The organism is Dyadobacter sp. CY327, assembly GCF_021390415.1.
Classification (GTDB): domain Bacteria; phylum Bacteroidota; class Bacteroidia; order Cytophagales; family Spirosomataceae; genus Dyadobacter; species Dyadobacter chenhuakuii.
This window is the reverse complement of sequence record NZ_JAJUXJ010000006.1, coordinates 173985-199405: the sequence shown is the minus strand read 5'-3', so window position 1 is coordinate 199405 and position 25421 is coordinate 173985. Positions and strand designations below refer to the sequence as shown.

Sequence of the window (25421 nt, the reverse complement as noted above, 5' to 3'; positions counted from 1 at the left end):
TTGAAAATGTTAATTCAGCAAAAAAATGAGCAGCTAGTGTATGGATTAGAAAACAAAATTGAATTTTTTTGGGATATTAACCAAATAAATGGGAGTTAAAAACCATCCAGAATGCACGGATTCGCGTAGTAAGGAAAGGCATTTATAAAATGAAAAGCCCGCTTCCGTCAGAAAGCAGGCTTTTCATTTTAGTGTTATTTCTCAAATCGGAACATTCACATGGCGTTCCGCGTGGTAACTGGATCTTACCAGCGGGCCGGACTCTACGTATTTAAGTCCACGTCTCAGTCCTTCTTCTCTGTAATTATCAAACATTTCAGGAGTGATCCATTCGATCACTTCGTGGTGCATTTTGGTAGGTTGCAAATATTGTCCCAAAGTAAGGATATCCAGGCCGTTTGCAGCCAGATCATCCATGGCTTTGTGTACTTCGTCCTGTGTTTCGCCAAGCCCAAGCATAATGCCTGATTTTGTGCGCTGACCGAACGCTTTGGTTCGTCTGATCTGTTCCAGACTTCTTTCATACTTAGCCTGCGGGCGTACCGCACGGTATAAACGTTCCACCGTTTCCATATTGTGCGAAACTACTTCCTGGCCTGCCTCAATCATGTGGATCAACGCATCCCAATTGTTTTTTACGTCGGGAATCAATGTTTCAATGGTCGTTTCGGGCGTATTTTCTTTCACCTGTCTTACCGTCTGATACCAGATTTCTGCGCCCCGGTCTTTTAATTCGTCACGGTTTACAGAAGTAAGCACCGCGTGTTTAACCTGCATCAGCTTAATAGCTTCTGCCACGCGTCTTGGCTCGTCCGTATCATATTCGTTAGGCCGGCCTGTTGCTACGGCGCAAAAGCTGCAACTTCTCGTACATACATTACCCAGGATCATAAAGGTGGCCGTTCCGGCGCCCCAGCATTCGCCCATATTCGGGCAGCTTCCGCTTTCGCAGATCGTATGTAGTTTATAATTATCAACCAGTTGCCTTACTTTCCTGAATTCAGGTCCGGCTGGCAGCTTCACCCTCAACCAATCTGGTCTTTTCTTGCGCTCTGAGGGAATAACAGGTAATTCAATCATATTTAATCGTAATCTCTGACAACCCGGTTTGTAAAACCAAAACCATCAATTGTTAATATATTATCGTTTTTTGCTTCCGAAATAAAGGGTCAGGTAACCCGAAGTGAAGAAGCTTCTATTCTCGGCAAATGCCATGATCTGCACTTTTCTGGTAAATGCTTCCGCGATGAAACCAATTTCAACACCGGTCACATTTTCGCGAAAAGCGCTTAATTCAAAGCTCATTGCGGTTTTTACGTGTAATCCGGGGACAATTTTAGTTTGACCAAAACCCTGAAAGAAGCTTCCTGCTCCCACAATCCCGGTCGTTTGCGTGCTTCCGGCATGTTTCACAGGATCAAAAGGCTCCGTAACAACACGTCCGTCGGAACTCTGAAACTGAACCATATAAGGCTTTTCCAACCCGAGTGATGGTCCTGCTGCAACGATCCCGCTGATTGAAATACCTTCATCGTCTTGCCTGCTGAACAATGTCAGCTCCCGTCCGTATTCCGGTCTTAATACAAATAAATAGTTCTGCTTACCATAAACCAGTCTTGCGCCGGTCACAAAATCCTGCTGAGAAAGCTCTTTGGGATGCTTTACATTCACTAGCTCAACCGCAAGATATCTGTATTGATTTTTGCCGAATAACTTGGAACCCAGGGCCGATGACTGCCTGAAAACCGCACCGCCCAAAATGCCGGAGTTGGTGTTGGTAGTGATCCCAAAAGATGTAAAAGATTTATAGCTCTCCTCACTGTCCTCTACCTTCGCCCTCCGTTGCGCATATATATCTGTTGAAAGTGCAAACAGAATAGATACTGATAGTAAAAATTTTACACGCATCATATATTTAGATCTAGATCGCTGTTACAATTGAAGTGTTGTATGAACAGTGAAAGTACAAAATTATAGTGTAAAGCCGCGGAATGTCGCCTCCACATTAACGGTTTTTTGTACATTTATGTTCTTTAAACCGGAAAAGAAATAAAAAAGCCTGCCAGCCTTCCCGCGCTTCCGGGATTTGCAGGAATTAATTTTTTGCTAATCTTCTTTTAATCAGAGCCTTTTGTCCGAAGTTATCTATCAAAGCGCAATCAGCATCGTCGCCTCTTTGATGCGTGTTGCGGCTTTATTTAATCAAAAAATCAAGCTTGGTGTTGCCGGACGTGACGGGTTGCTGGATGAGCTTGAAAATTCGTTTCAAAAGCAGGTGAACGGGCGCTCCGTTGCATGGTTTCACGCGGCTTCGCTGGGTGAATTTGAACAAGGCCGACCCGTTATCGAAGCATTTAAAGCACAGTTTCCCGACCATTTCATTTTGCTGACATTCTTCTCTCCGTCGGGTTATGAAGTGAGAAAAAACTATAACGGGGCAGATTATATATGTTACCTGCCCTGGGATACGGCGGCGAATGCAAAACGTTTTGTGAAAATTGTGCAGCCCGGCTTTGCGTTTTTTATCAAATATGAATTTTGGTATAACTATCTCCGCGAACTGAAAAAAAGCGGCGCACGCATTATTTCCTTCTCAACAATCTTCCGGCCGGATCAGATTTTCTTCAAAAGACAAGGCGGCTTTTTCAAAAAGATGCTCGGTTATTTTGATCACATTTTTGTACAAAATAAACAATCGCTCACATTGCTGCATGGCATAGGCGTGCAACAATGCAGCCTGGCGGGAGATACGCGCTTTGATAGGGTATCCGCCATTGCAGCTCATGTTAAGGAGCTTCCGGAAGTTGCTGTCTTTCGTGATAATAGGCCTTGTTTGATTGTAGGATCTGCATGGGCGGCTGATATGCAGGTGCTTATCCCTGTTTTAAATCACTTTAAAGGAGTTTTAAAAGCAATCATAGCACCGCACGAAATTCATGCGGACGAGATCGGGCAGTGGCGTAAGGAAATGAGCGGTAAGACAATATTATACTCCGAGCTTTCTGCAAGCGTCAATGCCAAAGAATATGATTATCTCGTGATTAATAATATCGGAATGTTATCTTCATTATACCAATATGGAGATATGGCCTACATTGGCGGGGCGTTTGGTTCAGGGTTGCACAATATCCTGGAAGCGGCCACTTTCGGCATTCCTATTGTTTTTGGAAACAAAAATTATCACAAGTTTCAGGAGGCGGTTGACCTCATCAGCAGGAAAGGTGCTGTTGCCGTTGCAGATAAAGAGGAACTGATCGGCATTATCGATCAATGGGTTAAGGCGCAGGAAGTCCGGAAGCAAGCTGGAAATGTCAATAAAAATTACATTGCGGAAGGCGTAGGATCCACCGATATCATCCTGAATGAAGTGAAAAAAATGAAAGGCTGATTCCATGCATAGTAAGCATTAAACCAGCCCTTTATTTTATTTCAGGAAAATTCCTTAGCAATCAGATGCTCAAACAAATGCGCCTGCGTGCCCAGCAGCCTGGCTTTTGCTCCCAATTTAGAAATGTGGATCGAAAGCGAGTTTTTGAAATCAGAAAGGCAATATTTATTGATCGCCTGCTCAATCGGGTTCGAAATAAACGGTCCTGCTTCTGCCAGCAATCCACCTACTATAATGACTTCGGGATTGAAAAGGTGAACGGCTGTTGCCAAACCTTTTCCCAGCTCGGTGCCTACCGTGCTTAGCAAGTCAATCGAAAATTCGTCGCCCGCATGCACGGCTTCAATGATGTGGGAAGTGTCCAGCAGATCGAGGTTGTTATTAACGATCTGTGATAGAATAGTCGCTTTTCCACCATTAATGCCGTCCTTGGCTCTTCTGATCAATGCAATCGCGGATGTGATTGTATCCAGGCAGCCGATTTTTCCGCAATGACATAAAAGTCCGTCGGGTTTTACCTGAATGTGACCCAGCTCGCCAGCGAAACCGGATGCGCCGTTGAAAACTTCGCCGTTGATGATAATGCCCAATCCTACACCCCAGTCAATGTTGATGGTCAGGACCTGAGATTTTTCTCTTGCAAAACCAAAGCGGTGCTCTCCGATCGTGGTTGCTTTTGTATCATTAAAAAGGCAAACCGGCAGCTTGAAATGTTTCTTCAGATGCGAAACCAGCGGAACCCCGGGAGGCGTCAGGTTAAGGTAAGTCAGGTTGATTCCTTGGGAGGAATTGATAAGGCCTGGCATGGAAACGCCTATGCCCCATAACTTGCTGACATTGATATTGTTGGATTTAAGAAAATCGTCGCTTGCTTCAAAAAGTTGTTCGAGGAAAGTGGAAGAATCGTCGAGGCGGATATCAACTTTTCGCTTTAAAATAAGTTGGTTATGTAAGTCGAAGATAACGAGTTGCGTATCATGGCGGTTAATGTCCATAATAAGCGTCAGATATTTTTTCGAATTCAGTCCGTATAACACCGGCGGCCTGCCTGCGCGTGCCGGACCCGTTCCGGTTTCAATGATCCAACCTTCACGGATGAGCTCATTCACGATGCCCGTTGCCGAGGGAATGCTGGCATGGAACAAACGTGCCATTTTGTTGATCGAAGTGTCACCGGATTGATACAAATGAAGCAACAAGTTACTTCTGATACGGTTTTTACGAATATCAATAACCGAATTCGGTTCTTCTACAACTAAGTCCATTATGCGGAGTGTAAAGGTATTTTGTATAAGGATTCTTAAATTTTTTATGATTAACGGTTACTAATGTATGCAAAAACCGCTAAAAGAGGCGAAATATTAAAAAATATTATTATCCATAATGACAGGCGGCAAATAAAAAACCGGGTCGACCAAAAAACTACTTAAATTTATTTGGCGATTTTGCCGTGTCTGACGGTATTATGTGAAACTCAGATTAAATTCGCTATTTGCAAAAAAAGACGGAATGGAATTAGTTAAAGGTTTGGTTTTGCGGTCAACTGGTTCGTGGTATGATGTGCGGGACAGTCGCGACGGTCATATCTGGCAATGCAGGTTGAAAGGGAAGTTTAAAGCGCTTGGATTGAAAGTGACCAATCCGATCGCTGTGGGCGATAATGTGCGGTTTGAGGAGGAAGATGAAACGCAGAATTTTGGCATCATCCACGAGATCATGCCCCGTGAAAATTACGTGGTACGACGCTCCGTGCACAAAACAGCACACGCGCATTTGATCGCTGCGAATGTTGATCAGGCGATTTTAATAGCCACATTGGTTTTTCCAAGAACTTCTCTCGGTTTTATAGATCGCTTTCTCGTTGCTATTGAGTCGTTCCGGATTCCCGGCGTATTGATTTTCAATAAGCAGGATCTGCTGAATGATGATATGAAGGAATTTCAGGCCGAGCTGATGGAACTTTACGAAAGCCTCGGATATACTTGCATGGCCACCACAGCGGTAAGCGAGGAAGGACTGGAAGAATTTGCCGCGTTATTAGGCGGAAAGGTTTCGCTGCTTTCGGGTCATTCGGGCGTGGGCAAATCCACATTGGTCAATGCAATAGCGCCGGACCTGGACATCAAAACGCAGGAGGTTTCGACCTTTGCGAATAAGGGCGTTCATACGACAACTTTCGCCGAAATGTTCGAGCTGGAACCCGGCACATTCATCATTGATTCACCCGGAATTAAGGAACTGGGGCTTTCGGATATGAAAGCAGAGGAAATCAGTCATTACTTTCCGGAAATGCGCGAACTGCTGAATCAATGCCGGTTTAATAATTGTCAGCATATCAACGAGCCCGGATGTGCAGTGAAAGACGCGGTTTCGGAAGGCCGCATTGCCATCAGCCGATACGAAAGTTATTTAAGCATGGTGGGTGGGCAGGATAACCGAAAGTAATATGAAAAATGTCGAGCACATTGGCATTGCGGTCAAAGAGCTGGAAGCGGCCGAAAAATTGTTTTCGAGTTTGCTGAATGCCCAGCCCTACAAGCGCGAAACTGTGGCTTCCGAAGGTGTTCTGACTTCTTTTTTCCAGGTTAATCAAACCAAAATAGAACTCCTGCAATCCACAGATCCCGAAGGCGTGATCGCGCGGTTTATCGAAAAAAAAGGCGAAGGCGTTCATCACGTCGCGTTCGAAGTTGACGACATTGTTTTGGAAATGGAGCGGCTAAAAAAAGAGGGTTTCGCCTTGTTAAGCGAAACCCCCAAACCCGGAGCAGATAATAAGCTCGTTTGTTTTTTACATCCTAAAACCACAAATGGCATGCTGATCGAGCTTTGCCAGGAAATCAAGCCCTGATCCGTTACATTAGAACGGCAGCCCGACGGCAATGTTCAGGATCAGGTTTTCCCGTCTCCACGCTTTGCTTCGGAAATTAACTTCGTTGAAAACCCAGGGATTTTTATAGGTAACTTCGCCTTCCGGTGTTTGAGAGGCAATTTCTTTGGTATACCAAGGCTTTCTGAATGGCGTCGCAATGTCTAATCTGAATATCAAATAAGAGAAATCAAGACGTAAACCAATCCCGCCGCCGACGGCGATTTGTTTCAGGAAATCGCTGCTGATGAGTGCAGATGAGTCATATCTGGCTCTTTCAGGGCTGCCGAATGACCAGATGTTTCCAGCATCCATAAACACTGCACCATTAATGATGTTTGTGAATTTCAGTCGAAGTTCTGAATTAAATTCCATCCGTATATCAGCAAAGTTTTGATAACCAATCAATGCGATTGTTGCCGTGTCAGGTGTATACGCACCAGGACCAAGCGCACGTGCACGGAAAGCCCTTATACCTGTGCTACCACCGCCAAAATACTGTTTGAATTGCGGCGTAGCCATATCTTTGGAATTGCCATACGGTTTAATTGCTCCTAACAAAAGCCTGTTAGCCCACTTGATTCCAGGTGTTATGGTGCGATAGTACCTGATGTCACCATCCAGCTTGACATATTGAAAGACAGGAACTTTCAAGAATTCTTTCGCATATATTTTCGCCGTATCATCCTTTGAATGTTTAGCTAAAAGGCTTAGCAGGTTACCACCGTAATCAATCCCACCTGTAAATGCGAATTGATTTCTTCCGAATGGTTTAGGTTGCGGGCGATAAGATATGGTATAATTAGATCCTGCAATAAAATACTTTTGTTCGACCAAGTTCATTAACCTTTCGAAATCAATCGGATTTGTGTTGGGACTAAAGCCGATGGCTGCCAACTTTTCAGAATTAACCTTCCTGGGTTGAATATAGTTAATCGAAATCGGGGTTAATGTGTGTACAACCTCTGAATTTTTGCTCCAAATGTATGACCAGTCACCACGAATAGAGGTGGTTGTATAAAGTCCGCGTTGTACCCGGTTTTCATAATTTACTGAAAGCACAGTTTTAGGTAACGCTTGGCTTTTCTCCGGCCGTATTCTAACGAAAGGAATAATAAATCGTGGGAACGATAAGTCTGCACCTATACCGTAGCGAACGTATTCATTGCCAATCCGGTTAGGATTTGCCTCCCGGTTTCCTCCCAGTTGCACGTCAAATCCGAAAAATGCCTTTATAGCCAACATTTCCGCTCCTTTGAATGTATTTCTATTCCGCCAGGCCACATCCAGCTGGGAACCGCCCAGGTTGTTCGACTTCGTACTGGCGCTAATGGTCGTTTGCAATGCCTTTTTCTTCAATGGTTCCAAATCATAACGCACATCCAGCAATGCTGAATCGGATCTGGGGACAAGGTCGAATTGGTTTTTTACAAATTTGAAGTTTTGCAGGTTGACCAATCGTTGCAGGGATACATTATGCATTGTATTGGTATACATATTCCCTCTCCGGAAACCGATGGCGTCATAAAAGATTCGTTTTTTGTATAAATTCCCCGGGTCTTTGATGTTTAGCCCGCGGCGACGAGGTTCAGGAGCGGCTGTTGTGTCAGCGAGGAGACTTTCCTGGCTTCCTGTGTTAACATAAATTTTGTTTATAAAATATTGTTTCAACGACGTCTGCGCTGTTTGCGGTTTTACTTCCAGGAAGATGTTAACCTGCTGCGGTGCCAGTGTTGAATCCCTTTTTCCAATGGTGGAATCAACTTTGATGATCAGATAATCCGGGTTGAAGAAATAATAGCCCTTTCCTTTTAATTCCAGGTCAATCCGGCTTCTTTCTGTGGAGATCACCTCCAAACGCGGCGGTTCGCCTTTTTTCAAAAGGGTTTTTTGTTTGGCGATGATAAGATCACGGTTGAACAGCGAACTGTCCCGGACCACATAATTGATCTCATTCATTACATAACGAGGCATCACATAAGCGTCAAACTCGTAAATGGCCGTCCTGCGTTTTTCTTTCTTGCTTGGCACCAGCTTGCCGGTTGCCTTGGAGCGATAGTAGGCTTCATTATCCAGGTGAGAAACCATATTGGCTGCATTAATGTCGGCAACGCGCTGCGTAGCAAATTTGGGCTGCTCTCCAAGTTTATTGCGAAACCAGCTGCGTAAGCCACCTTCATCTTTCGGTTCACCGATAAAATACCACCACCACACTTTCCAAGGGAAACCCAATAGCGTTTTATTAGGCGGCGGTTTCACAATTGCTTCCAGCTCTGATGCTATCCCCATAACACTGGGTTTAGTGATGGTATCCGCTTGCACCTTCACTTTACTACCTACATAGAGACTTTGGCCTTCGGGAATGTATTTATTCACTGAACAGCTGCTCAGTGTCACCAGAAGAACCAATATGCCTAATACACTATTTCTCATTTTTTTGCCTTTGGAAAAATTCACGCAGCAGGTCGTAATCTGCCGTTACAATAAAACTCACCCCTGTTTCAATAATGAAACCTTCCAAAATGGATTGATATTGGTTTTTTCGGAACGCCCGGAATAAGTAGCGGCCGTCTCTCGTGATCGCATAATCGAGCGCAATGTTGTCGAAAACCTCATTGGAAGCAGCGGAATTGCTCTGGCTTTCAATTTCAAAGTTTTTACCAACTGAAATTTTAAGGCGGTCATTCAGGAATGCTTTGCTCAAACCGAGGTTTAGGTCGGTGCGTGCGCCGGTTGTCTGGTCAGCCGTTGAGTTCACGCCGATATCCAAGTCCACGCCTTTTACCAGATCGGAGGCTAAGTTGTTTAGCTGATCGCTCAAAAGCTGACTTACGCTCTGGCGGGCCACCGCTTCGGCACTCGACCCAAGATTAAAACCAGGTGACGATTGGTCTGTGATAAATTTATTGGTGATCAACAGCGCAAACGCCTGCTTATTCATTTCAGACGGATTGTTCTTCATTTCTTCCCAAAAAACCTGACTGGTAAGTTCGTTTGTTACTTGCTTGTCAATCGTTTCATCGGGCACAATGTTAAACGTGATGTTTGGTGTGGTCAGGTTTCCTGTAATGACCACCTGGACCTGAATAGGGACTTTGCTGGCACCCTGGAATTTCGAACTGATTGAGCCCGGATCGACCTCCACTGTGTAACCCGCCGTAATGTTCAATTGAGCGTTCATTACGTCACCCGTCCACAACAGGTTACTGCCTTTGATTATCTCAAATTTCCGTTTCAGAATCTGCAATGTCAGGTCATAGGAACCTTCGGTCACATCATAAGAACCGAGCATGAAAAGCTGCCCGTTTGGCGCAATACCCGTGTTGAGCTGGGCATTTCCTTTTAACCGGATATTATCGCCATTCAACTCGTCAATCACAACCGTAAATTCCGACTTGTCATCAACGTCGATATCCAGGGAAATTTGGGATGCGAAATCAACGGTCGTCATTTTAGCGGCGGCTGAATCTGCAACTGCAACCTGAGTGGAATCACTCATATCCACAAACTCAATGATGCCTTTTGACGCATCCCCTGCCTCAGTGGCTTCATTAGGAAGGACAAACGTAATGTCGCTGCCCGGATCCACTTTTATGCTGCCATCTATAACAGACTTGGTGCCTGTTCCCTTTACGCTTAAGTCCGCATCAATATTTGCTTTCCCGAAAAACAGTTCATTCTGTTTCTGCGTAGAATTCAAAACATTGAAATTCTTTGCATCAATATTCAGGTTGTAACCCACGTCCGGAATGTTGGCAATGTTCACATTCCCGTTGATCTTCATTTGCTGGTTGGTTGAATCAGCAATAGTGAAGTTATTAAAGTTGATGTTTTGCCCGTTAAACAGGATTTTTTGGTTGGCAAGCGAATATCGCGAACCCAGTTGCGTTGCATTGAAAGCTACATCATTGAAGTTTATCGCTCCGTTCAGCTTAGGGCTGTCCGTGGCGCCTGTGATGGCAATATTCCCGGTTAAATTTCCGGTTGCTTTTTTCAATTCACCAAAACTGAATGCTTCGATCGTCTGGGCGCTGAGTTGTTTCAGGTCCAGCTTGAAATCCATCGGGCTTTCCGATTTCAGATTATAGCTTCCGTCCAGGGTCATGTTATTCTGCCCGTTAGTAAGAGACATATCCACCCGGATCAGGTTTTCAGTCTCGTTTGTCGATTTTAATGCGAGGTTACCAACCGGGATTTGCGTTACAGCAAGGCTGTCGATGGTCAGTTCGCCTGTGTAAACCGGCGCCTTCATATAATCACTCAAAAGGATTTTCCCATTCAGTATCCCTGTCGCTAATGTTGAGTCGCGCGTTGCAATGCCGATCATCGGACCGATAGAAATGTTTGCCAGCGCAATGTCCAGCGGACTGTTTGGTGCTTCGGATGTGGAGTTAATGGTTAGGGATTGATCTTTGCTTTTGATGACAAAGTTTTTGATATACAAACTGTCTGGCGCGTAAGAAATATATCCGGCAGTGTCTGTTTCCCATTTTAAATAATTCAAAAGCAAACCTTCACGTAGGTTAAGTCTGTAACGGTTATCCGCAATGGCCAGGTCACCAAGGATCGCATGGCGTTCCGTATTTACCGAATCCCTTACTATAAAATCGAATTTGACATTATTATCAACGATTTTGCTTTCTAATGATGCATTCTGGATCCTTAAACTTCCGGTGTTAACCAACCCAACATTGGCATTTAAAGCTGCATTTTCATTGGTATTACTAAAATCAACAGAAACCCGCTCTGTCTGAATGCTGTCGTAGTTCACCATGGGAATCGTCAGCCGCGCCACGATAGAAGAATCCTGCTGGTTATCCAGTTTGGCTTTAAACTGGATGTCATTCATTTCTTTCAGCGCCGGAACAAATGTCGTGATCAGCGGGTGATTCCGCAATGTTGCATCAAGCGTGAAATTAACCGGCTTGGTAACCGGATTATAAGTAATGTTTGGCGCTTTGAAATGTTTGCCAACTTCGGTCAGCAATGCATCCGCAATTTCGGTGTATACAAAATCACCCTTCATTTCTGCTTTCAGAAAAGGAGATTGAATGGTAGCCTGGCGCTGTCCGGATGAATCGGTCAATTGTACATTAACGGAGTCCAGAGTGATCGGCCTGCGGTGATGTGTGAACGTAAAATCGTTGATATCAATGGTTCCCAAAGGATTTTCGGGATTTGTGGATGGCATATCCACTTTAATATCTCCCTTGATCTGCAGCGAATCGGCATAAAGGTTCAAAGCTGTCAAATCAAGCTTGTCAATGGACACATCCGCCTTAACGGAAGGATATTCTTTGGAAAGGTCAGCTTGTGCGGTAAGGTCCACATCAATGTTCTGATCGTTCATCGATGCCTTCACATTCGCCATGCCGTTGTCGACATCACCTTTTAATGTCAGGTTGTTGTAAACGTATCCCTTAATGTCTGCGCTGGCCACAGTTCCATCCAGCTGCGCCTTCATGGTTTTGGGCGCATAACCCACACCTGCCAGATCTGTCCTGAGTGTCAACTTGCCCATTTCCTGGGGCGGCTGCTTCATCATTTTGCCCAGATCAAAATCATTGAACGCCAGCGTGCCGTTATACTGCGCCCTGATGCTATCTGTAATGTTTTTGAGGTTACCGGAGAATGTTCCCGTTCCGAAAGAAGTGTTGATGGTGGTTGTCATCGTAATGTCCTCCATCGAACCTTTTACTTTCCCGGTGATCTTGATGTCTTCGGGAAGTTCGATGCTGGCCGGCACTGCGCTATCCGGCAGCATTTTCATCAAATCACTTTTTGTAGAAGAAAGCTCATTGATTGTCATGTCCATCGCCAGCTTGTTCGCATCGGGCAAGCCCTTAATGCGTCCGTCAAGTGCCAGAACAGTTCCACCCAGCATACTGAAACGTGCTTTTGAAATAAGCATATCATCCACAGACCCGGTTACCAGACCAGACCCTTTCAGCATTCCGTTAGGTTCTTTGCTGAATGGCGGAGTTTTGGCAAGATCGGGCACCAGCAATAAGATATCCGCGAAAGCAACGCGGCTGTCGGTGAGCCGGAGTTTGATTTTTACATTGGCAATGTCTTTCGCCAGTTCGTCAAGGTTTTTATATCGAAGGCTTAATTCGTCCCTGAGGAGCGTGTTAGGTGTTTTTACATACAAATTGCGCAGGTAAGTTTCCTGAGAGCCATATTTGAAATTGGTCCTGAATTCCTGCAACTTAAATCCACTTTTTTCCTGGAAAGAACCCGATTTAAGCGAACCCGCAATGTTTTCAGGAGAGAAAATGAAATTTTGTAAATCTATATTCAGGTTTTTTACATCCAAATGCGCAAAATCCAGTCCTTTGGGTTGCGCAGGTGTGTTGAAATCGTCGTAACGCAGGTCGTTATTAACAAGCTTAATGTCGCCTACTTTAACATTCCAACCAGGCGTTGCCGGTTCTTCTGTAGTTGTATCTTTTTTAGCCTCTGGTTTTGCCTTTTTAGAAAATTCAGCATATAACGACATTTTTTCCAGATTCAGGTTGCGGACATCCACATACTGGCTTCCCATGTAAATGTTGTTCACATGTCCGTCCAGCTTGCCGACCGTAACGCCGTTTTTCAGGCCGCCAACCTCATCCTCAAAAAGCCATTTGAATTCTCTTATATCAATGTCCCCGACCTTAATGTCCAGGGAATCAGCCGGATCAGGAACGGTTTCGGGTGTAGTCTCGGTTTTTAAAGGCTGATACATTCTCAGCTTCACTTCACTGCCCAGCAATGCAAGTTTGGCGGGATGATATTGGGAAAGGGTTGGATTGAATTTATCAAAACGGACGTGCGCTGAATCAATATTGGCCAATGCGTCCGTTCCGGTAACCGCGTCGCGGTAGGAGAGGCGCACATTTTTCAGTGAAATCTGGTCCAGCCGCATTTCCAGAGGACTGGAGGTTGTATCCTCCACGACCGTTGTATCGGCGCTGGCAAATGCATCTACAATAAACTGGAAGTTGAAAACGGTGTCGGGTAAAACCCTGGTAATGTTGGCATTAATGCCTTCAAGCTCAACTTTATTGATCCCGACATTGCCCTTAATGAGGCTGTACATGTCGAGATCAACATAAAGTCTTTTACCGGCAACCAATGTATCGCCTTGTTTATCTTCAAAGTAAACGCCCTCTAACAGGATCCAATCCGGGACGTCGAAACGCACTTTTTCAATATTAACCTTTGTTTTGAGCTTCTTCCGAAGATATGAGTTGGCCTGATTTGTTAGGAAGTTTTGTCCAAAAGGCGTTTGAATACCCCAAATCAAAACACCAACCAGGATCAATATCGCCAGAATAACAATTGCAAATACTTTTAGTGCTTTCTTCATTCTCTTCTGTTATGCCCGGCCCATATCGGGCCCGGGTGAGCTAAGTAACGGTGTGCTATAAAATTCAAGCCAGCACCAGGGTTATCGTCTAAATAATTCCGGGCTAACCTGTCCATTAATGGTGGCAGATGAAACGATAGTCACCGGCTTTTTTTCTAAACTGTTGATTTCGACCAGTTTTGTAGGATAGGAGATCCCGTAAGCCGATTTGGCATAATTCGATAAATCGGTGGTTGTTTCCACACCCGCCAGGTTCTTCCGCACACGTTGCAAAAGCCCTGTTTTCGAATCAAAATAGAGATTATATTTCACACCTTTACCCTGCAATTCCACTTGTGTAACCGGAACACTGTTCAATGTTTCGATGCCCACAGTTGTGGCGATCAAACCTCTGTTTTTATAATCTACAAATGGCGCAAGCACCTCATACATTTCCCAGCGCATGTTTTGCTGTTCCGCCTGGCTAAGGTCTTTTACATCCGTTCTTTGTCCGATCGGCACCTTGATCCAGCCTTCATTCCCCTTTACAGTATAAACGAAGCTGCGTTTCATGATGGTTTTTGATTTGCTGATAGACTGGTCCGGAATAGAAACTGTCACATTCGCATCATAGGGAGCCGCTGAGGCTGCAGTATAGCTTCTTTTCAGATTGAGTGTCTTCACACCGTCCCACAGGGCTTTCCCGCCGGTGGCTTTATAAAACTTGGAAAAAACGGAATCGGCGGGCACCTGCTGTCCAAAGGATAGGAAGGAGGTCAGCAGCAGTGCAGATAGCATGTTCAATGATTTTTTCATGTCAATGGTTGTTTTGTATGAATAACGTGTCACAAGTCCGACTTGGGAAAAACAATATGCTTTTCGTTATGTTAGATCAGGTAAAGCGTCCGGGGTTTAATTAAAGGAATTTATTTCACTACTGCACCGGGTTATTTGCAAAAACCATTCCATTCTCAGCAATTACAACGGATCGATGTCATTTGTTGAGAGAATAACCATTTCATCTAACAACTCAGGCATAAAATGCAAAAAGGGAAGAGTTGCCCGCTCTTCCCTTTTTGCTATCTGGTTATCATGTTAATCAGGCGTCATCGCCTCCGTTTGCAGAAATTTTACCGAACCTGTATTGGAAAGTCAGGTTAACGAGGCGGTTGGTTTGCTGCCAGAGCGAGTTTTGTGAATACGTGGCGGTGTTAAGCTGGCTTTTGTAAGCTCTTGACAAAAATATGTCCTGTACATTAAATGAAATTGTTGCCTTTTTTTCCAAAAGCTCCTTGCGAATACCCATGTTGGCGACAAATACACCTTCACGCGTTCCTTGCGCAATGGCTCGTGGTCCTTCATAATTAATGTACGCTGATGCGCGGAAATCTGCCGGAAGCGTCACGAATGCGTTCAGGTTGCCCGAGTAACTCCAAGTTCTGTTGTCAATTTGCGCGACCTGGGAAACAACTTCGCTTCGGTATATCCTGCCGCTGCCATTGATTTTCAGGATTTCAAAAATGGTTTGAGAAAAATCAGTCTCCAGCCCGTAAGAAAGCTCGCGGCCTACATTGGCAAATTGTGTGAGGGAAATGCCGGTCTCGTCAATGGTCCTGATGCGGGTGATGGCATTGTTGGAATAATCCATGAACAGCGAAGGTCCCCAGCCGCCAGTTGCTTCGTAATTGGAATAACCCATTTCTGCTTTATGCGTAAACTCAGGTTTCAGCGCAGGGTTACCGGATTGAATGTTTCTCGGATCCGAAACGTCCGTGTAAGGATTAAGCCAATCCGCTTCCGGACGCTGTACGCGACGGCTGTAATTCAGCTTCAACTGCGCCGATTCGCCAAGCTTTCTTGTTAGTGCGAGACTTGGTACAAGTGTCAGGAAATGGACGCTGAATGCACGGTTAATGCTGATTTGGTTGATATCCTGGTTGTAATCCGTCACCCGCAGTCCGGCGCGCATGCCCCAAAGATCTGTTTTTTGTGAAAAGGTCATAAAACCTGTATAAGTCGCGTCTTTGTAGCCAAACACGTTGCTGATGTTGGGATCAAAAACGAAGCTTCCCGTTTCCTTTGACATATTGTAAAAGGAATTAGTGTTGTCGTTCGCGCTCATCCTCGACCGCAAACCCACTTCCAATGTTGCCTTTTTGGTAATTGGCCACGTGTAATCCGAGTTCAGGAACAATGAATGACGTTTGTTGTCACGAAGGTTCTGCTGATTACGCATTAAACTATCGATCTCACTTTCCTGATTGTAATACGATTCCCCGTCCGATTCTCCCAGCGAATAGCTGGTTGTGAATGTCAGCTGATGATCCTTTTCATCGAATTTCTTGCGGTAATCGAAACTGAAATTCAAATTTTCGCCATTTCCTTTGCTGTTGTTCAGGCGTTTGAAAACTTCCGCTGCATTACCCGACGAAAAAGTTGTTTCGTTTAGCAAATTGCTGCTATTACGGCTCTGGTCGCGGGAGTAATTCACGCCCAGCTCCATGGAATTTTTATCATTGAAGTCATAATTCACACCAATGCGGCCAAATGCATTTTTACCCTTGTTACGGCCTGTTCCTGTTTGTTCAAGATGCGAAGTGTTGTCGGAGATGAAGTTATCGCGGCTCAGGTTTCTTTTCCAGGTCATATTCCTGGTTTGTCCGCTTAATGATGCATTTAAGCCAAGTTTCCCCAGGCGATAGCTCAGGTTACCGGATGCATTATTGTTGTTTCTATTGCCAAGGCTTGCGCGCAAGCCGCCATTTGTGCCCCTTATTTTTGTCTTTTTTGTAATAATATCAATAACACCAGATGCGCCTTCGCCCTCGTATTTTGCGGATGGCGTTGTCATTACGTCAATGCGCTCGATGAGGTTTGCCGGGAAAGATTGCAGAATGGTAGGAAGGTCGCTGCCATATAGGTTCGAAGGTTTGCCGTCGATCAGCACCACCACATTTCCTTTGCCCCGTACTTGCGGATTTCCGTTTTCGTCCAGTGAAACCGCAGGCACTTTTTCGAGCAGGTCACTTACATTGTTGCTGGTTGCCAGCATATCCTTGCCAATGTTGACGATCTTCTTGTCGATGTCATCCACGATCATGCTCTTTTCCCCTTTCACAATCACCTCATTCAGCTTTTGTGCGGCCGGCAGAATCGTTACATTACCCAGGTCGAGCAGGTTAGCTTCTGCCGAAACGTTGATATTGGGGACAAATAATGTTTGGTAACCCATATTGGTCACCCGCAAAACATATTTCCCAGGTGTCACATTAGCGATTGTAAAAACGCCGTTTTCATCCGCAACGCTCCCGCCGACCAGCGCCGAGTCTTTCGACATAAGCAGCGCAACCGTCGCAAAGCTGACGCCCGCATTGCTTGGGGATTCGATAATTTTCCCCACCAGTTTGCCACCGTCTACGTACACGTTTTTTGAACCAATAATAGGATTCGCAATGACATTAGCCGAAGTAAAGAGGGGAAGATTTATTAATAACAGAGCGAGGAAATGAAGAAACGGAGTTCTTTTCACGGGTATAGGTTTTAGATTTTTATTAGGAGTTAAGTTATTTAAAAGGTCAGCGAGGCGTGTGTTTTGGATAAAACCGGGTTCACGAAAAGTTAACCGGTCCATCCAGGCAGGAACATTTGTAACGCGCGCCTTATCTGATTAATTACATAAAATTATAAAAAAATTAAGAATACTATAGGTTCGGCGTTTGAGAGTTGGCTATTGCTAGTTTGTTATAGAAATTAATGTTTCGATCTTTACCTAATCAAATTCAACATCAGCACTATGAACGTACAATTTGTATCAAACTCGAAAGGTAAGGTCACCGCTGTCCAGTTACCACTGAAGGACTGGCAAGAGGTTGAGCGAAAGCTTGAAGCTTTTGAAATAGCCTCCAGCATTAAAACTGGATTTGAAGAGGCAAAGCAAATCGAGAATGGCAAATTGAAAGCTACAACATTAGATGAATTCCTCAATGGGCTATGAGATCATTGCAACCCCACATTTTCAAAAGGATTTCAAAAAACTGTTAAAAAAGTACCCTTCGATACAGTCTGACATCGTAGCGTTATCAGAAACGCTTCTTAGCAATCCAACAGCAGGCAACGAGGTTTTCAAAAATTGTTACAAGCTCCGTTTCGCCATCAAGAGCAAAGGGAAGGGGAAAAGCGGAGGCGGGAGACTGATTACTTACGTTAGAGTTACCCGTCAGCGTATTTACTTACTGACTATCTTCGACAAATCCGAAAAAGAAAATGTAACGGACGCTTACGTGAAACAGCTGTTAAAGGAATTACTTGTGCTATGATATCACTATTTACTATAGGACAGATGGAAAAGAAAAGAGTAATCACTTTCTATAATGATAAAAGCGAACCTTATTTCCAGGCGATGCTTGATGGTATGAAAGAGAGTCCGGCACAGCGGTTTGTAACTTTTTTTGAAAATAAAACAAAAATGGATGAGTTTTTAGGATTGGTCAAACCCAAAGGAGCTCCCCGCACACTCACAATAAAAAAACCAGAATGGATTTAGTTAACAAATAAAAATCCTGCAACCGACTGAGGCTTCTTCTGAAAGATCATATTTTTGCAGGATGTATAAAATTCTTATTTCCCCTATACTTTTCCTGTTCGATGCTGAACGCATCCATTATTTTGTCTGCGAACTGCTGCGGTTCGCTTTTAAAATCCCTTTTGGACCCCAAATTTTAAGATCACTTTATACTTTCGATCACCCTGACCTGGTTCAGGAAGTGGCCGGACTGAAATTTCGTAACCCGGTGGGACTAGCGGCCGGTTTTGATAAAAATGCGGAAATGGTCGACGAGCTGGAAGCATTAGGCTTTGGTTTTATCGAAATCGGAACGGTTACGCCGCGGCCTCAGCCTGGAAATCAGAAGCCAAGATTATTCAGGCTAAAAAAAGATAAAGCGCTCATTAACAGGATGGGTTTTAATAACAAAGGTGCCGCAGTTGCTGCTGCCAAGCTCGCAAACCGCAAATCAAAGATCCTGGTAGGAGGAAATATCGGAAAAAATAAAGATACCCCGAACGAGCAGGCGCTGGACGATTATTTGATCTGTTTCAGACAATTGTTTGATGTGGTAGACTATTTTGTTGTCAATGTAAGCTCGCCCAATACGCCTGGGCTCCGCGACTTGCAGGAAAAAGGGCCGCTTACAGAGCTGCTCCGCGAGCTCCAAAAAAAGAACACCGAAAAATTTAATCCCAAACCTATATTTTTAAAGATTGCACCGGACCTGACGTTTAGCCAGCTCGATGATATTATTGACATTGTAAAAGAAACCGGCATCGCGGGCGTTATCGCTACCAACACCACGATCAGCCGTGCGGACCTGCGCACAAGTCAGGCGGAAATTGCAAATGCAGGAGCAGGCGGGTTAAGCGGAGCGCCGCTTGCACACCGTGCGACGGAAGTAATTCGTTACATTTGTGATAAGTCGAATCACGCATTTCCGGTTATTGGGGTAGGAGGGATCGGCTCGGCGCAGGACGCCATCGATAAGAAAAATGCAGGGGCAAGCCTGTTGCAGCTTTACACAGGCTTTATTTATGAAGGGCCCGGTTTGGTGAAAAGCATTTGCAAATCGCTGGTCAGAAGATAAGAGTTGATACACGCATCCCAAGAATTGAAGATAAATGTCAGTAAATAAGCTAAGGGGAAATACTCAGCGCCCGAAAACAACAGAAGAAACATCCAGTCCAGGCTTTCGCATATCGTTAGATTGGAACCATATTTTTTCCAATCCAAAGAATATTTTGGCCTGGGGCACCTTTTTCATCGTGCTGGGGCTGATCATGGAAATTTCTTTCCTTTCATACATTATCACCGGCCTTTCGGACCAGAGCGTGATCGATGGCCTGGGCCATGAATCCATCCGCGACGCAGGGCGCCAGACGCGCAACTTTTTTGGCGTGCTCGGAGCAGTTGTCTCTCATTTTTTCGTGTACAGATGGTTTGGCGTAGGCGCACTTTTGCTTCCGCTTGTGCCATTCATTGCAGGCTGGAAAATGGCTTTTGGAAAGGAACTTTTATCATTGACCCGAACTACTAAGGAAGTGATTTTCTTTACATTATGGCTGAGTGTCATGATGGGCTATGTGGTGCTGATGAGCGATAAGGAAAACACATTAAGCTTTGTTTCGGGCGGCATAGGTTACACAATTAACGTCGTGCTCTTCGACTGGCTGAAATGGGGAAGCGTTATCCCGATCATTTTCGCCATGTTCGTTTTCGCTGTTTTCTTTTACGATGCGAAATCAGCCTATGAAGCCTGGCAGTTGAAAAATGCAAGACCGGACGTTGTGCCTGAGGCGAAAGAAAATAATGTAGCACCCGGATCGGAGGAAAAGGTTGTGGCTGAGGAAAGAACTTTTACGTCCGTTGTCAATGATACATATGACGATGAAGAATTTGAGGAAAAAGAGCCTGTAAAAGAGACGGTTGAGTTGGAAACGGTTTCAAAAGTCGAGGTTGTTCCTGATGTGGCCCCCATTATCATTCCGGCTGCGCCTGTCGCTCCTGTGGCGCCGGCGCCGGTTGCTCCGCTGAAACTCGAACTTGAAGTGGAAGACACGACGGATCATTCCAACGGACAGGCAGAGGAGTCGTTTGAAGATGAGGACATTAATGCGACGGTTCTGCGCGAATTCGGTCAGTATGATCCAATGCTCGATCTGCCGACTTACCAGTTTCCAAGCATAGGATTGCTGAATGATGCGGTGGATAACCAGCATGAAAAAGTAAGTCAGGAAGAGCTGGAAAGTAATAAAACGAGGATTGTTGATACGCTAGGAAGTTACGGGATCAACATTTCGAAGATTAAAGCTACAATCGGGCCTACTGTAACATTATACGAAATCATTCCGGAAGCCGGGGTCAGGATTTCTAAAATCAAGAACCTGGAAGGCGACATTGCTTTGAGCCTTGCGGCGCTCGGGATCAGGATCATTGCTCCTATGCCCGGCCGGGGAACCATTGGGATAGAAGTGCCTAACAAGAACAGGGAGACTGTTTTTATCCGTTCGGTCTTGTCCAGCGACAAATTCATGAAGGCAAATTACGATTTGCCGATTGTGCTGGGTAAAACCATTTCCAACGACATCCATATCGTCGATCTGGCGAAAATGCCTCACTTACTGATGGCCGGAGCAACCGGACAAGGAAAGTCTGTGGGATTGAATGTGATCCTTGCTTCGCTGATTTATAAAAAGCATCCTGCCGAGTTGAAATTTGTGCTTGTGGATCCCAAGAAGGTTGAATTAACATTATTCAACAAGCTGGAAAGACATTTCCTGGCAAAGCTGCCTAATGCGGAAGAAGCGATCATTACCGATACCAAAAAGGTTATTTTTACATTGAATTCATTATGTATAGAAATGGATTCGCGTTACGATCTGCTCAAAGAAGCATCTGTTCGTAACCTTAAAGAATACAATGCAAAATTTGCCCAAAGGCGTTTAAATCCTGAAAAAGGCCATCGCTTCCTGCCTTACATTGTCCTGGTTATCGATGAGCTTGCCGACTTGATGATGACAGCTGGTAAGGAGGTGGAAACGCCGATTGCCCGACTTGCGCAGCTTGCCCGTGCAGTGGGAATTCACCTGGTTGTTGCTACGCAACGTCCTTCTGTTAAGGTTATTACCGGTCTTATTAAGGCCAACTTCCCCGCACGTTTATCATTCCGCGTAACGTCCAGCATTGACTCCCGCACCATTCTTGATATGGGTGGCGCCGAACAGCTCGTGGGACAGGGTGATATGCTGCTGGCGATCAACTCGGAAGTGATCCGTTTACAATGTCCGTTTATCGATACGAGGGAAATTGAAGACGTCTGCGAATTTATCGGCGCACAGCGAGGCTACGACGATGCTTATGCACTGCCGGAATATGAAGGCGAAGATGCAGCCGAAGGCAAAGCCGACCTTAATCCCGACGATTTTGACGGATTACTGCCAGACGCCGCCAGGCTTATTGTCACACACCAGCAGGGGAGCACGTCGTTGATCCAGCGCAAAATGAAACTCGGCTACAACCGCGCAGGCAGGATCATGGACCAGCTCGAATTACTGGGTGTGGTCGGTCCGTTCACCGGAAGCAAGGCGCGCGACGTCATGTTTCACGATCTGAGCGGCCTGGAAGAACATCTTCGTGTGAGAGGCTTACTCTAGCCCGTTAAACCATCCTCATTGCAATTGGTCTAAAATTTGTAACAGGACTGTTTTACACCATTTTATTTAACATACTAAGAACCAAACCTTTTAATATGAAAAGTTTCAGAATAAGCGCTTATTTCTTTGCAGCAATGGTTATCTCGGGCTTGTCAGCAACATCGGCAAATGCACAGGGAGACAAAAAATCGTCGGCCATTCTGGAAGCAATGAGCAGCAAATATCAGAAGATCAAGTCCTTCAAAGCAATGTTCACTTACACACCAGAAGGCGGCAAGCCGCTGAAAGGGGAAGCGACGGTGAAAGGGACAAAGTTCAGGTTGAAGATGGCTGGTCAGGAGATTTTCAATGATGGAAAGCTGATGGCCACTTACATTAAAGAAACCAATGAAGTGAATCTTCAGGATTTTGATCCGACAGCCACGGGCGACCTGGATCCGACTAAAATTTACACGGCATATAAAAAGGGATTTAAATATGCTTTCTTGAAAGAACAAAAAGCAGGTGCCAAAACGCTGGAAGTGGTAGAATTAACCCCTACCAAAAAAGAAAGCCAGGTGAATAAGGTGCAGATTGCAGTTAATAAGGCAGATAAGTCTATCAGCAGCTGGACGATTTTTCAGAAAAACGGTCAGGAAGTCACTTATACGTTGAATGATTTCAAGCCGGATGTGACAGTTGCCGACAGTTATTTCGCATTTAATGCAAAACAATATCCCGGAGTCGAAGTTGTCGATTTAAGATAAGTTTGTCAATACTACAAAAAGCAAGGCGGCGGAATCATTTGATTCCGCCGCCTTTTTCATTTATAAGCAAATTGTGCACTGATTATCAGTTAACAGCCTGATGCAAATCTCTGTATTTTTTGATCAGGTTGTGTGACTCCAGCAACTCCGCTTTCTGGTTGGCAATGATCTGTCTGATATTTACGGGCAGATCCGTGTCTGTTGCTAATGCGTCATCATATGCTTCCTGGGCAGCATCTTCGCCATACTCGCAGCTTTCAAGAACCGAAGTCCGATCATGGCCTGTGAATGTTGCTTTGATGTCCATCCATACTCTGTATATTTTTCCTGAGTTTGTAGTGCCTGTTGCCACTTCTCCGCCCAGCGATCTGATCTCGGCACTCAGTTCATCTATATTCTGACGGCTTTCGTTCGCCATCTTTTGAAATATCCCTCTCAGGTCAAGGTCGATGTCCTCAACTTCGTCAACTGCTTTTTCGTAACCGTCGATACGGTCGTTGTTAATTTTTATCAGGTCGTTCAGTACTTCAACAAGATTTTCATTGGTTTCCATAACTAAGCTATTTTAAGTTTGTGATAAGTATCTTTCCGTATTTGAAACGAACCTTAAAAATGCTGTGCCATGTATCCGTTGTATACTATAAATGCGCTTAACCTGTATATGACAGGGAATCAAAAAACGTATATGTAGCCCTTTTTGCACGAGTCAGAGTAAAAAGCCCACCTTGATCCCTCCCCAGCGATGGTCCATTCCTGTTTGAAATTCCTTGGTCAGGAACGATTGATAGTATTCAAGGTAAATCCGCCAGCATTGGATTACTAAGCCAAAATTATCCTGAAAAGTCACGCGGTTCATTTGCGAACCTTTTAATGTATAGGGGTTGTGCGAAGAGAACAGGCCGCCCTGCAATGTTGCGTCATATGCATTGAAGCCGATCAATGGCTGATTGTAAATGTAAAATTGCAAGTTCCGGGCCAATTGCACGGGCGCGTCTTTGAATGGTGAGTCGAATTTTCCGAGCCGCAAAGTGAATCCGGCCTGCGCTTTGTTATTCAATGTCCCGATCTGCACTTGCGTTTCCGTATTCAAAGCGACGGCATTTTTTAGATTAAACACCTGCTTTTGAAACTGAATCTCGTAATTAAGCACCACATCGTTTTTGATCTGATATTGCCAGCCTTTGGGATCGCGGTCACCTGTCCATGAATGTATTTTCTGCTGCATTTTTCCTGCAAAGGCTGCTGGCCCGATCATCCCCGTACTAATAATAGCCACCAGACGCGTTTTACTGGCGGTGTCTACTGAGATGCGGAAAGATTTGAGCATTATGGCTCCTGCAAACGGACGGTCATTGTATAAAATTGCATCGCTCGAAATGCTTGTTGGCGTAAAGCCATAATGTTCAAAAGCCAGCCCATAATGTGTGGACCGGCCTTTTTGAAGTAAAAGTTTGTTGAGTGGATTCTTGCTTAAACCTGGTGTGACAACTTCAAAGCTGTAACCCTGCGTGTAATAATAATCGCTTTTGGCAAAGAAATCATTGTCATAATGCAGCCGGACGTATTTATCGCCTGCTACATTCCGGAACGAGGCCGTTTGATCAATGCGCTGGGCTGAGCCGGGTTTTGGAATAAAAAAAGAGGCAAGAATAAATATTTTGAAATATCGCATCATGCCTCATATACGCTATCGCTGTGCATTTAGACCTGATGCGCCAGCAAAGACTTTACGTGTTGCTCACTTGGGGTGAAGAGCTTCATTTCCTCCACCTGCTTGTTAAGGAACCTTTGGATTTTTCCGTTTTCATAAGCCCGGAAAACCGCCGGATGGACGTAATATTTTTTACATACCGTCCGGGTATTTCCCAAATGTGCCGCCACCACGTCCAGGCAAGTGTTTAATGTCCTGGTAAGCTGCCGCTGGGTTTCGGATTTTTCCTGATGGCTCAGATACTCGAATGCAGTGACGGTGCCCATCCAGGTCCTGAAATCTTTTGCGGAGAAATTAGAACCCGTGTATTTTCGAATGTAGTCATTCACCTGGCCTGCATTAAGCCAGCAGCGACCGCCATTTTCCTGGGTGTATTGAAAAAGCCGTTTTCCGGGCATTTCCTTGTATTGTTTTACCAGTCTTGCCAGTTGCGTGTCCCTCAGTGTAATGTCTTGCTTAACACCTTTTTTTCCTGTAAACATAAACCGGATTGTGCTGCCTTTCACCGTTGCGCATCGCGCGTCAAGTGTTGTGATGCCCGAAGAACCGTGCTTCAACTTATAACGCTGGTTACCCACCCGCATACAGGTTTTGTCCATAAGCTTGATGACCAGGGCGATGGACTTGTTCAGGTCAAAATTATGCTTGCGAAGATCGTGTTCCACCTGTTCCCTGAGCAAGGGAAGTGCTTCCGAGAATGTCAGCAGGCGATAGTATTTGGTTTGATTCCGGATCAGGTTCCAGTGTGGGTGATAGCGGTATTGCTTGCGGCCAGCTTCATCAATGCCCGTCGCCTGAAGATGCGCTTCCGGGTCTTCACTGATCCACACTTCACGCCATGCCGGTGGCAACACCAGCGATTTGATCCTTTTGATCTGTTCTTTGTCCTTTGCCCTGTTACCGTTTTTATCCACATAATAAAAACGCGGGGATTTCCCTTTTCGCAGAAAACCGGGCGCATTGCCAGACTGAATATAATTTAACCCTGCCGCAGCGGCTGTAAGGGCAGGATCTTTTCTTAATTTTTTAATTTGTTTTGCAGTGATGACGGGAGCTTCCGTCAACGTCCCAACTGCTACGGCTACCGACATATAGTGTACTTTAGACTGTGTGTCCGATTATATTAAAGTAATACCAGTCTGAACGGAGCCGATTTTCAGTTTACAATGAGGAAC

General features: G+C 45.0%; 19 protein-coding genes. 9 read left to right on the top strand and 10 right to left on the bottom strand.

What is annotated here, in order from left to right; all coding sequences use genetic code 11:
• Positions 1–201: 201 nt before the first annotated feature.
• Together lipA and LZG74_RS15955 are read right to left on the bottom strand one after the other, a co-directional pair.
• The gene (lipA, locus tag LZG74_RS15960) at positions 202–1080 is read right to left on the bottom strand and encodes a lipoyl synthase (protein ID WP_233797538.1); all 879 of its coding nucleotides are present in this window, start codon (positions 1078–1080) and stop codon (positions 202–204) included.
• Positions 1081–1140: 60 nt separating this feature from the next.
• The gene (locus LZG74_RS15955) at positions 1141–1911 is read right to left on the bottom strand and encodes a hypothetical protein (RefSeq protein ID WP_026628711.1); all 771 of its coding nucleotides are present in this window, start codon (positions 1909–1911) and stop codon (positions 1141–1143) included.
• Positions 1912–2131: 220 nt separating this feature from the next.
• On the opposite strand from LZG74_RS15955, the gene LZG74_RS15950 reads away from it, so the two are divergent.
• Positions 2132–3388 (top strand): 3-deoxy-D-manno-octulosonic acid transferase, encoded by a 1257-nt coding sequence (locus LZG74_RS15950; RefSeq protein WP_233797537.1) that lies wholly within the window; start codon positions 2132–2134, stop codon positions 3386–3388.
• 41 nt (positions 3389–3429) lie between these two features.
• Here the strand turns inward: LZG74_RS15950 and LZG74_RS15945 are convergent, their stop codons facing one another.
• A complete protein-coding gene (locus LZG74_RS15945; RefSeq protein ID WP_233797536.1) occupies positions 3430–4653 on the bottom strand; it encodes an ROK family transcriptional regulator in 1224 nt (407 codons plus the stop codon).
• Between the two features lie 244 nt (positions 4654–4897).
• On the opposite strand from LZG74_RS15945, the gene rsgA reads away from it, so the two are divergent.
• Together rsgA and mce are read left to right on the top strand one after the other, a co-directional pair.
• Entirely contained in the window at positions 4898–5833 is a 936-nt protein-coding gene (gene rsgA / locus LZG74_RS15940; RefSeq protein WP_026628708.1) for a ribosome small subunit-dependent GTPase A, read from the top strand.
• A 1-nt stretch (position 5834) separates the two neighbouring features.
• A complete protein-coding gene (mce, locus tag LZG74_RS15935; RefSeq protein ID WP_233797535.1) occupies positions 5835–6239 on the top strand; it encodes a methylmalonyl-CoA epimerase in 405 nt (134 codons plus the stop codon).
• 9 nt (positions 6240–6248) lie between these two features.
• Here the strand turns inward: mce and LZG74_RS15930 are convergent, their stop codons facing one another.
• The 4 genes from LZG74_RS15930 to LZG74_RS15915 all read right to left on the bottom strand — a co-directional run bounded on the left by LZG74_RS15930 (position 6249) and on the right by LZG74_RS15915 (position 17116).
• The gene (locus LZG74_RS15930) at positions 6249–8690 is read right to left on the bottom strand and encodes a BamA/TamA family outer membrane protein (RefSeq protein WP_233797534.1); all 2442 of its coding nucleotides are present in this window, start codon (positions 8688–8690) and stop codon (positions 6249–6251) included.
• Positions 8680–13608, bottom strand: a complete 4929-nt coding sequence (locus LZG74_RS15925; protein WP_233797533.1) for a translocation/assembly module TamB domain-containing protein — start codon at positions 13606–13608, stop codon at positions 8680–8682. Before LZG74_RS15925 ends, LZG74_RS15930 begins: the two co-directional genes overlap by 11 nt.
• 81 nt (positions 13609–13689) lie before the next feature.
• On the bottom strand, positions 13690–14403 hold the full coding sequence (locus LZG74_RS15920; protein WP_233797532.1) for a hypothetical protein: 714 nt from the start codon (positions 14401–14403) through the stop codon (positions 13690–13692).
• A gap of 283 nt (positions 14404–14686) precedes the next feature.
• Positions 14687–17116, bottom strand: coding sequence for a TonB-dependent receptor domain-containing protein (locus tag LZG74_RS15915; RefSeq protein WP_233797531.1), 2430 nt, complete (start codon positions 17114–17116; stop codon positions 14687–14689).
• A 264-nt stretch (positions 17117–17380) separates the two neighbouring features.
• Here LZG74_RS15915 and LZG74_RS15910 point away from each other — a divergent pair, with 264 nt between their 5' ends.
• From LZG74_RS15910 to LZG74_RS15885, 6 genes are all read left to right on the top strand, one after another.
• On the top strand, positions 17381–17581 hold the full coding sequence (locus LZG74_RS15910) for a hypothetical protein (RefSeq protein WP_233797530.1): 201 nt from the start codon (positions 17381–17383) through the stop codon (positions 17579–17581).
• A complete protein-coding gene (locus LZG74_RS15905) occupies positions 17559–17903 on the top strand; it encodes a type II toxin-antitoxin system RelE/ParE family toxin (RefSeq protein WP_233797529.1) in 345 nt (114 codons plus the stop codon). The genes LZG74_RS15910 and LZG74_RS15905 overlap by 23 nt, the downstream gene beginning before the upstream one ends.
• A gap of 23 nt (positions 17904–17926) precedes the next feature.
• A complete protein-coding gene (locus tag LZG74_RS15900; RefSeq protein WP_233797528.1) occupies positions 17927–18130 on the top strand; it encodes a hypothetical protein in 204 nt (67 codons plus the stop codon).
• A gap of 61 nt (positions 18131–18191) precedes the next feature.
• Complete coding sequence (locus LZG74_RS15895; RefSeq protein ID WP_233797527.1) at positions 18192–19223, top strand: quinone-dependent dihydroorotate dehydrogenase; 1032 nt, start codon at positions 18192–18194, stop codon at positions 19221–19223.
• A gap of 34 nt (positions 19224–19257) precedes the next feature.
• Positions 19258–21789: a DNA translocase FtsK gene (locus LZG74_RS15890; protein ID WP_233797526.1), complete on the top strand. Its 2532-nt coding sequence runs from the start codon at positions 19258–19260 to the stop codon at positions 21787–21789.
• Positions 21790–21884: 95 nt separating this feature from the next.
• Positions 21885–22535: an outer membrane lipoprotein carrier protein LolA gene (locus LZG74_RS15885; RefSeq protein ID WP_310589332.1), complete on the top strand. Its 651-nt coding sequence runs from the start codon at positions 21885–21887 to the stop codon at positions 22533–22535.
• An 85-nt stretch (positions 22536–22620) separates the two neighbouring features.
• Here LZG74_RS15885 and LZG74_RS15880 read toward each other — a convergent pair whose 3' ends face one another.
• From LZG74_RS15880 to LZG74_RS15870, 3 genes are all read right to left on the bottom strand, one after another.
• Positions 22621–23088, bottom strand: a complete 468-nt coding sequence (locus LZG74_RS15880; protein ID WP_233797525.1) for a PA2169 family four-helix-bundle protein — start codon at positions 23086–23088, stop codon at positions 22621–22623.
• Between the two features lie 153 nt (positions 23089–23241).
• Entirely contained in the window at positions 23242–24210 is a 969-nt protein-coding gene (locus LZG74_RS15875; protein ID WP_233797524.1) for a lipid A deacylase LpxR family protein, read from the bottom strand.
• Between the two features lie 26 nt (positions 24211–24236).
• Positions 24237–25337, bottom strand: a complete 1101-nt coding sequence (locus tag LZG74_RS15870) for a DNA topoisomerase IB (RefSeq protein WP_233797523.1) — start codon at positions 25335–25337, stop codon at positions 24237–24239.
• Positions 25338–25421 lie beyond the last annotated feature (84 nt).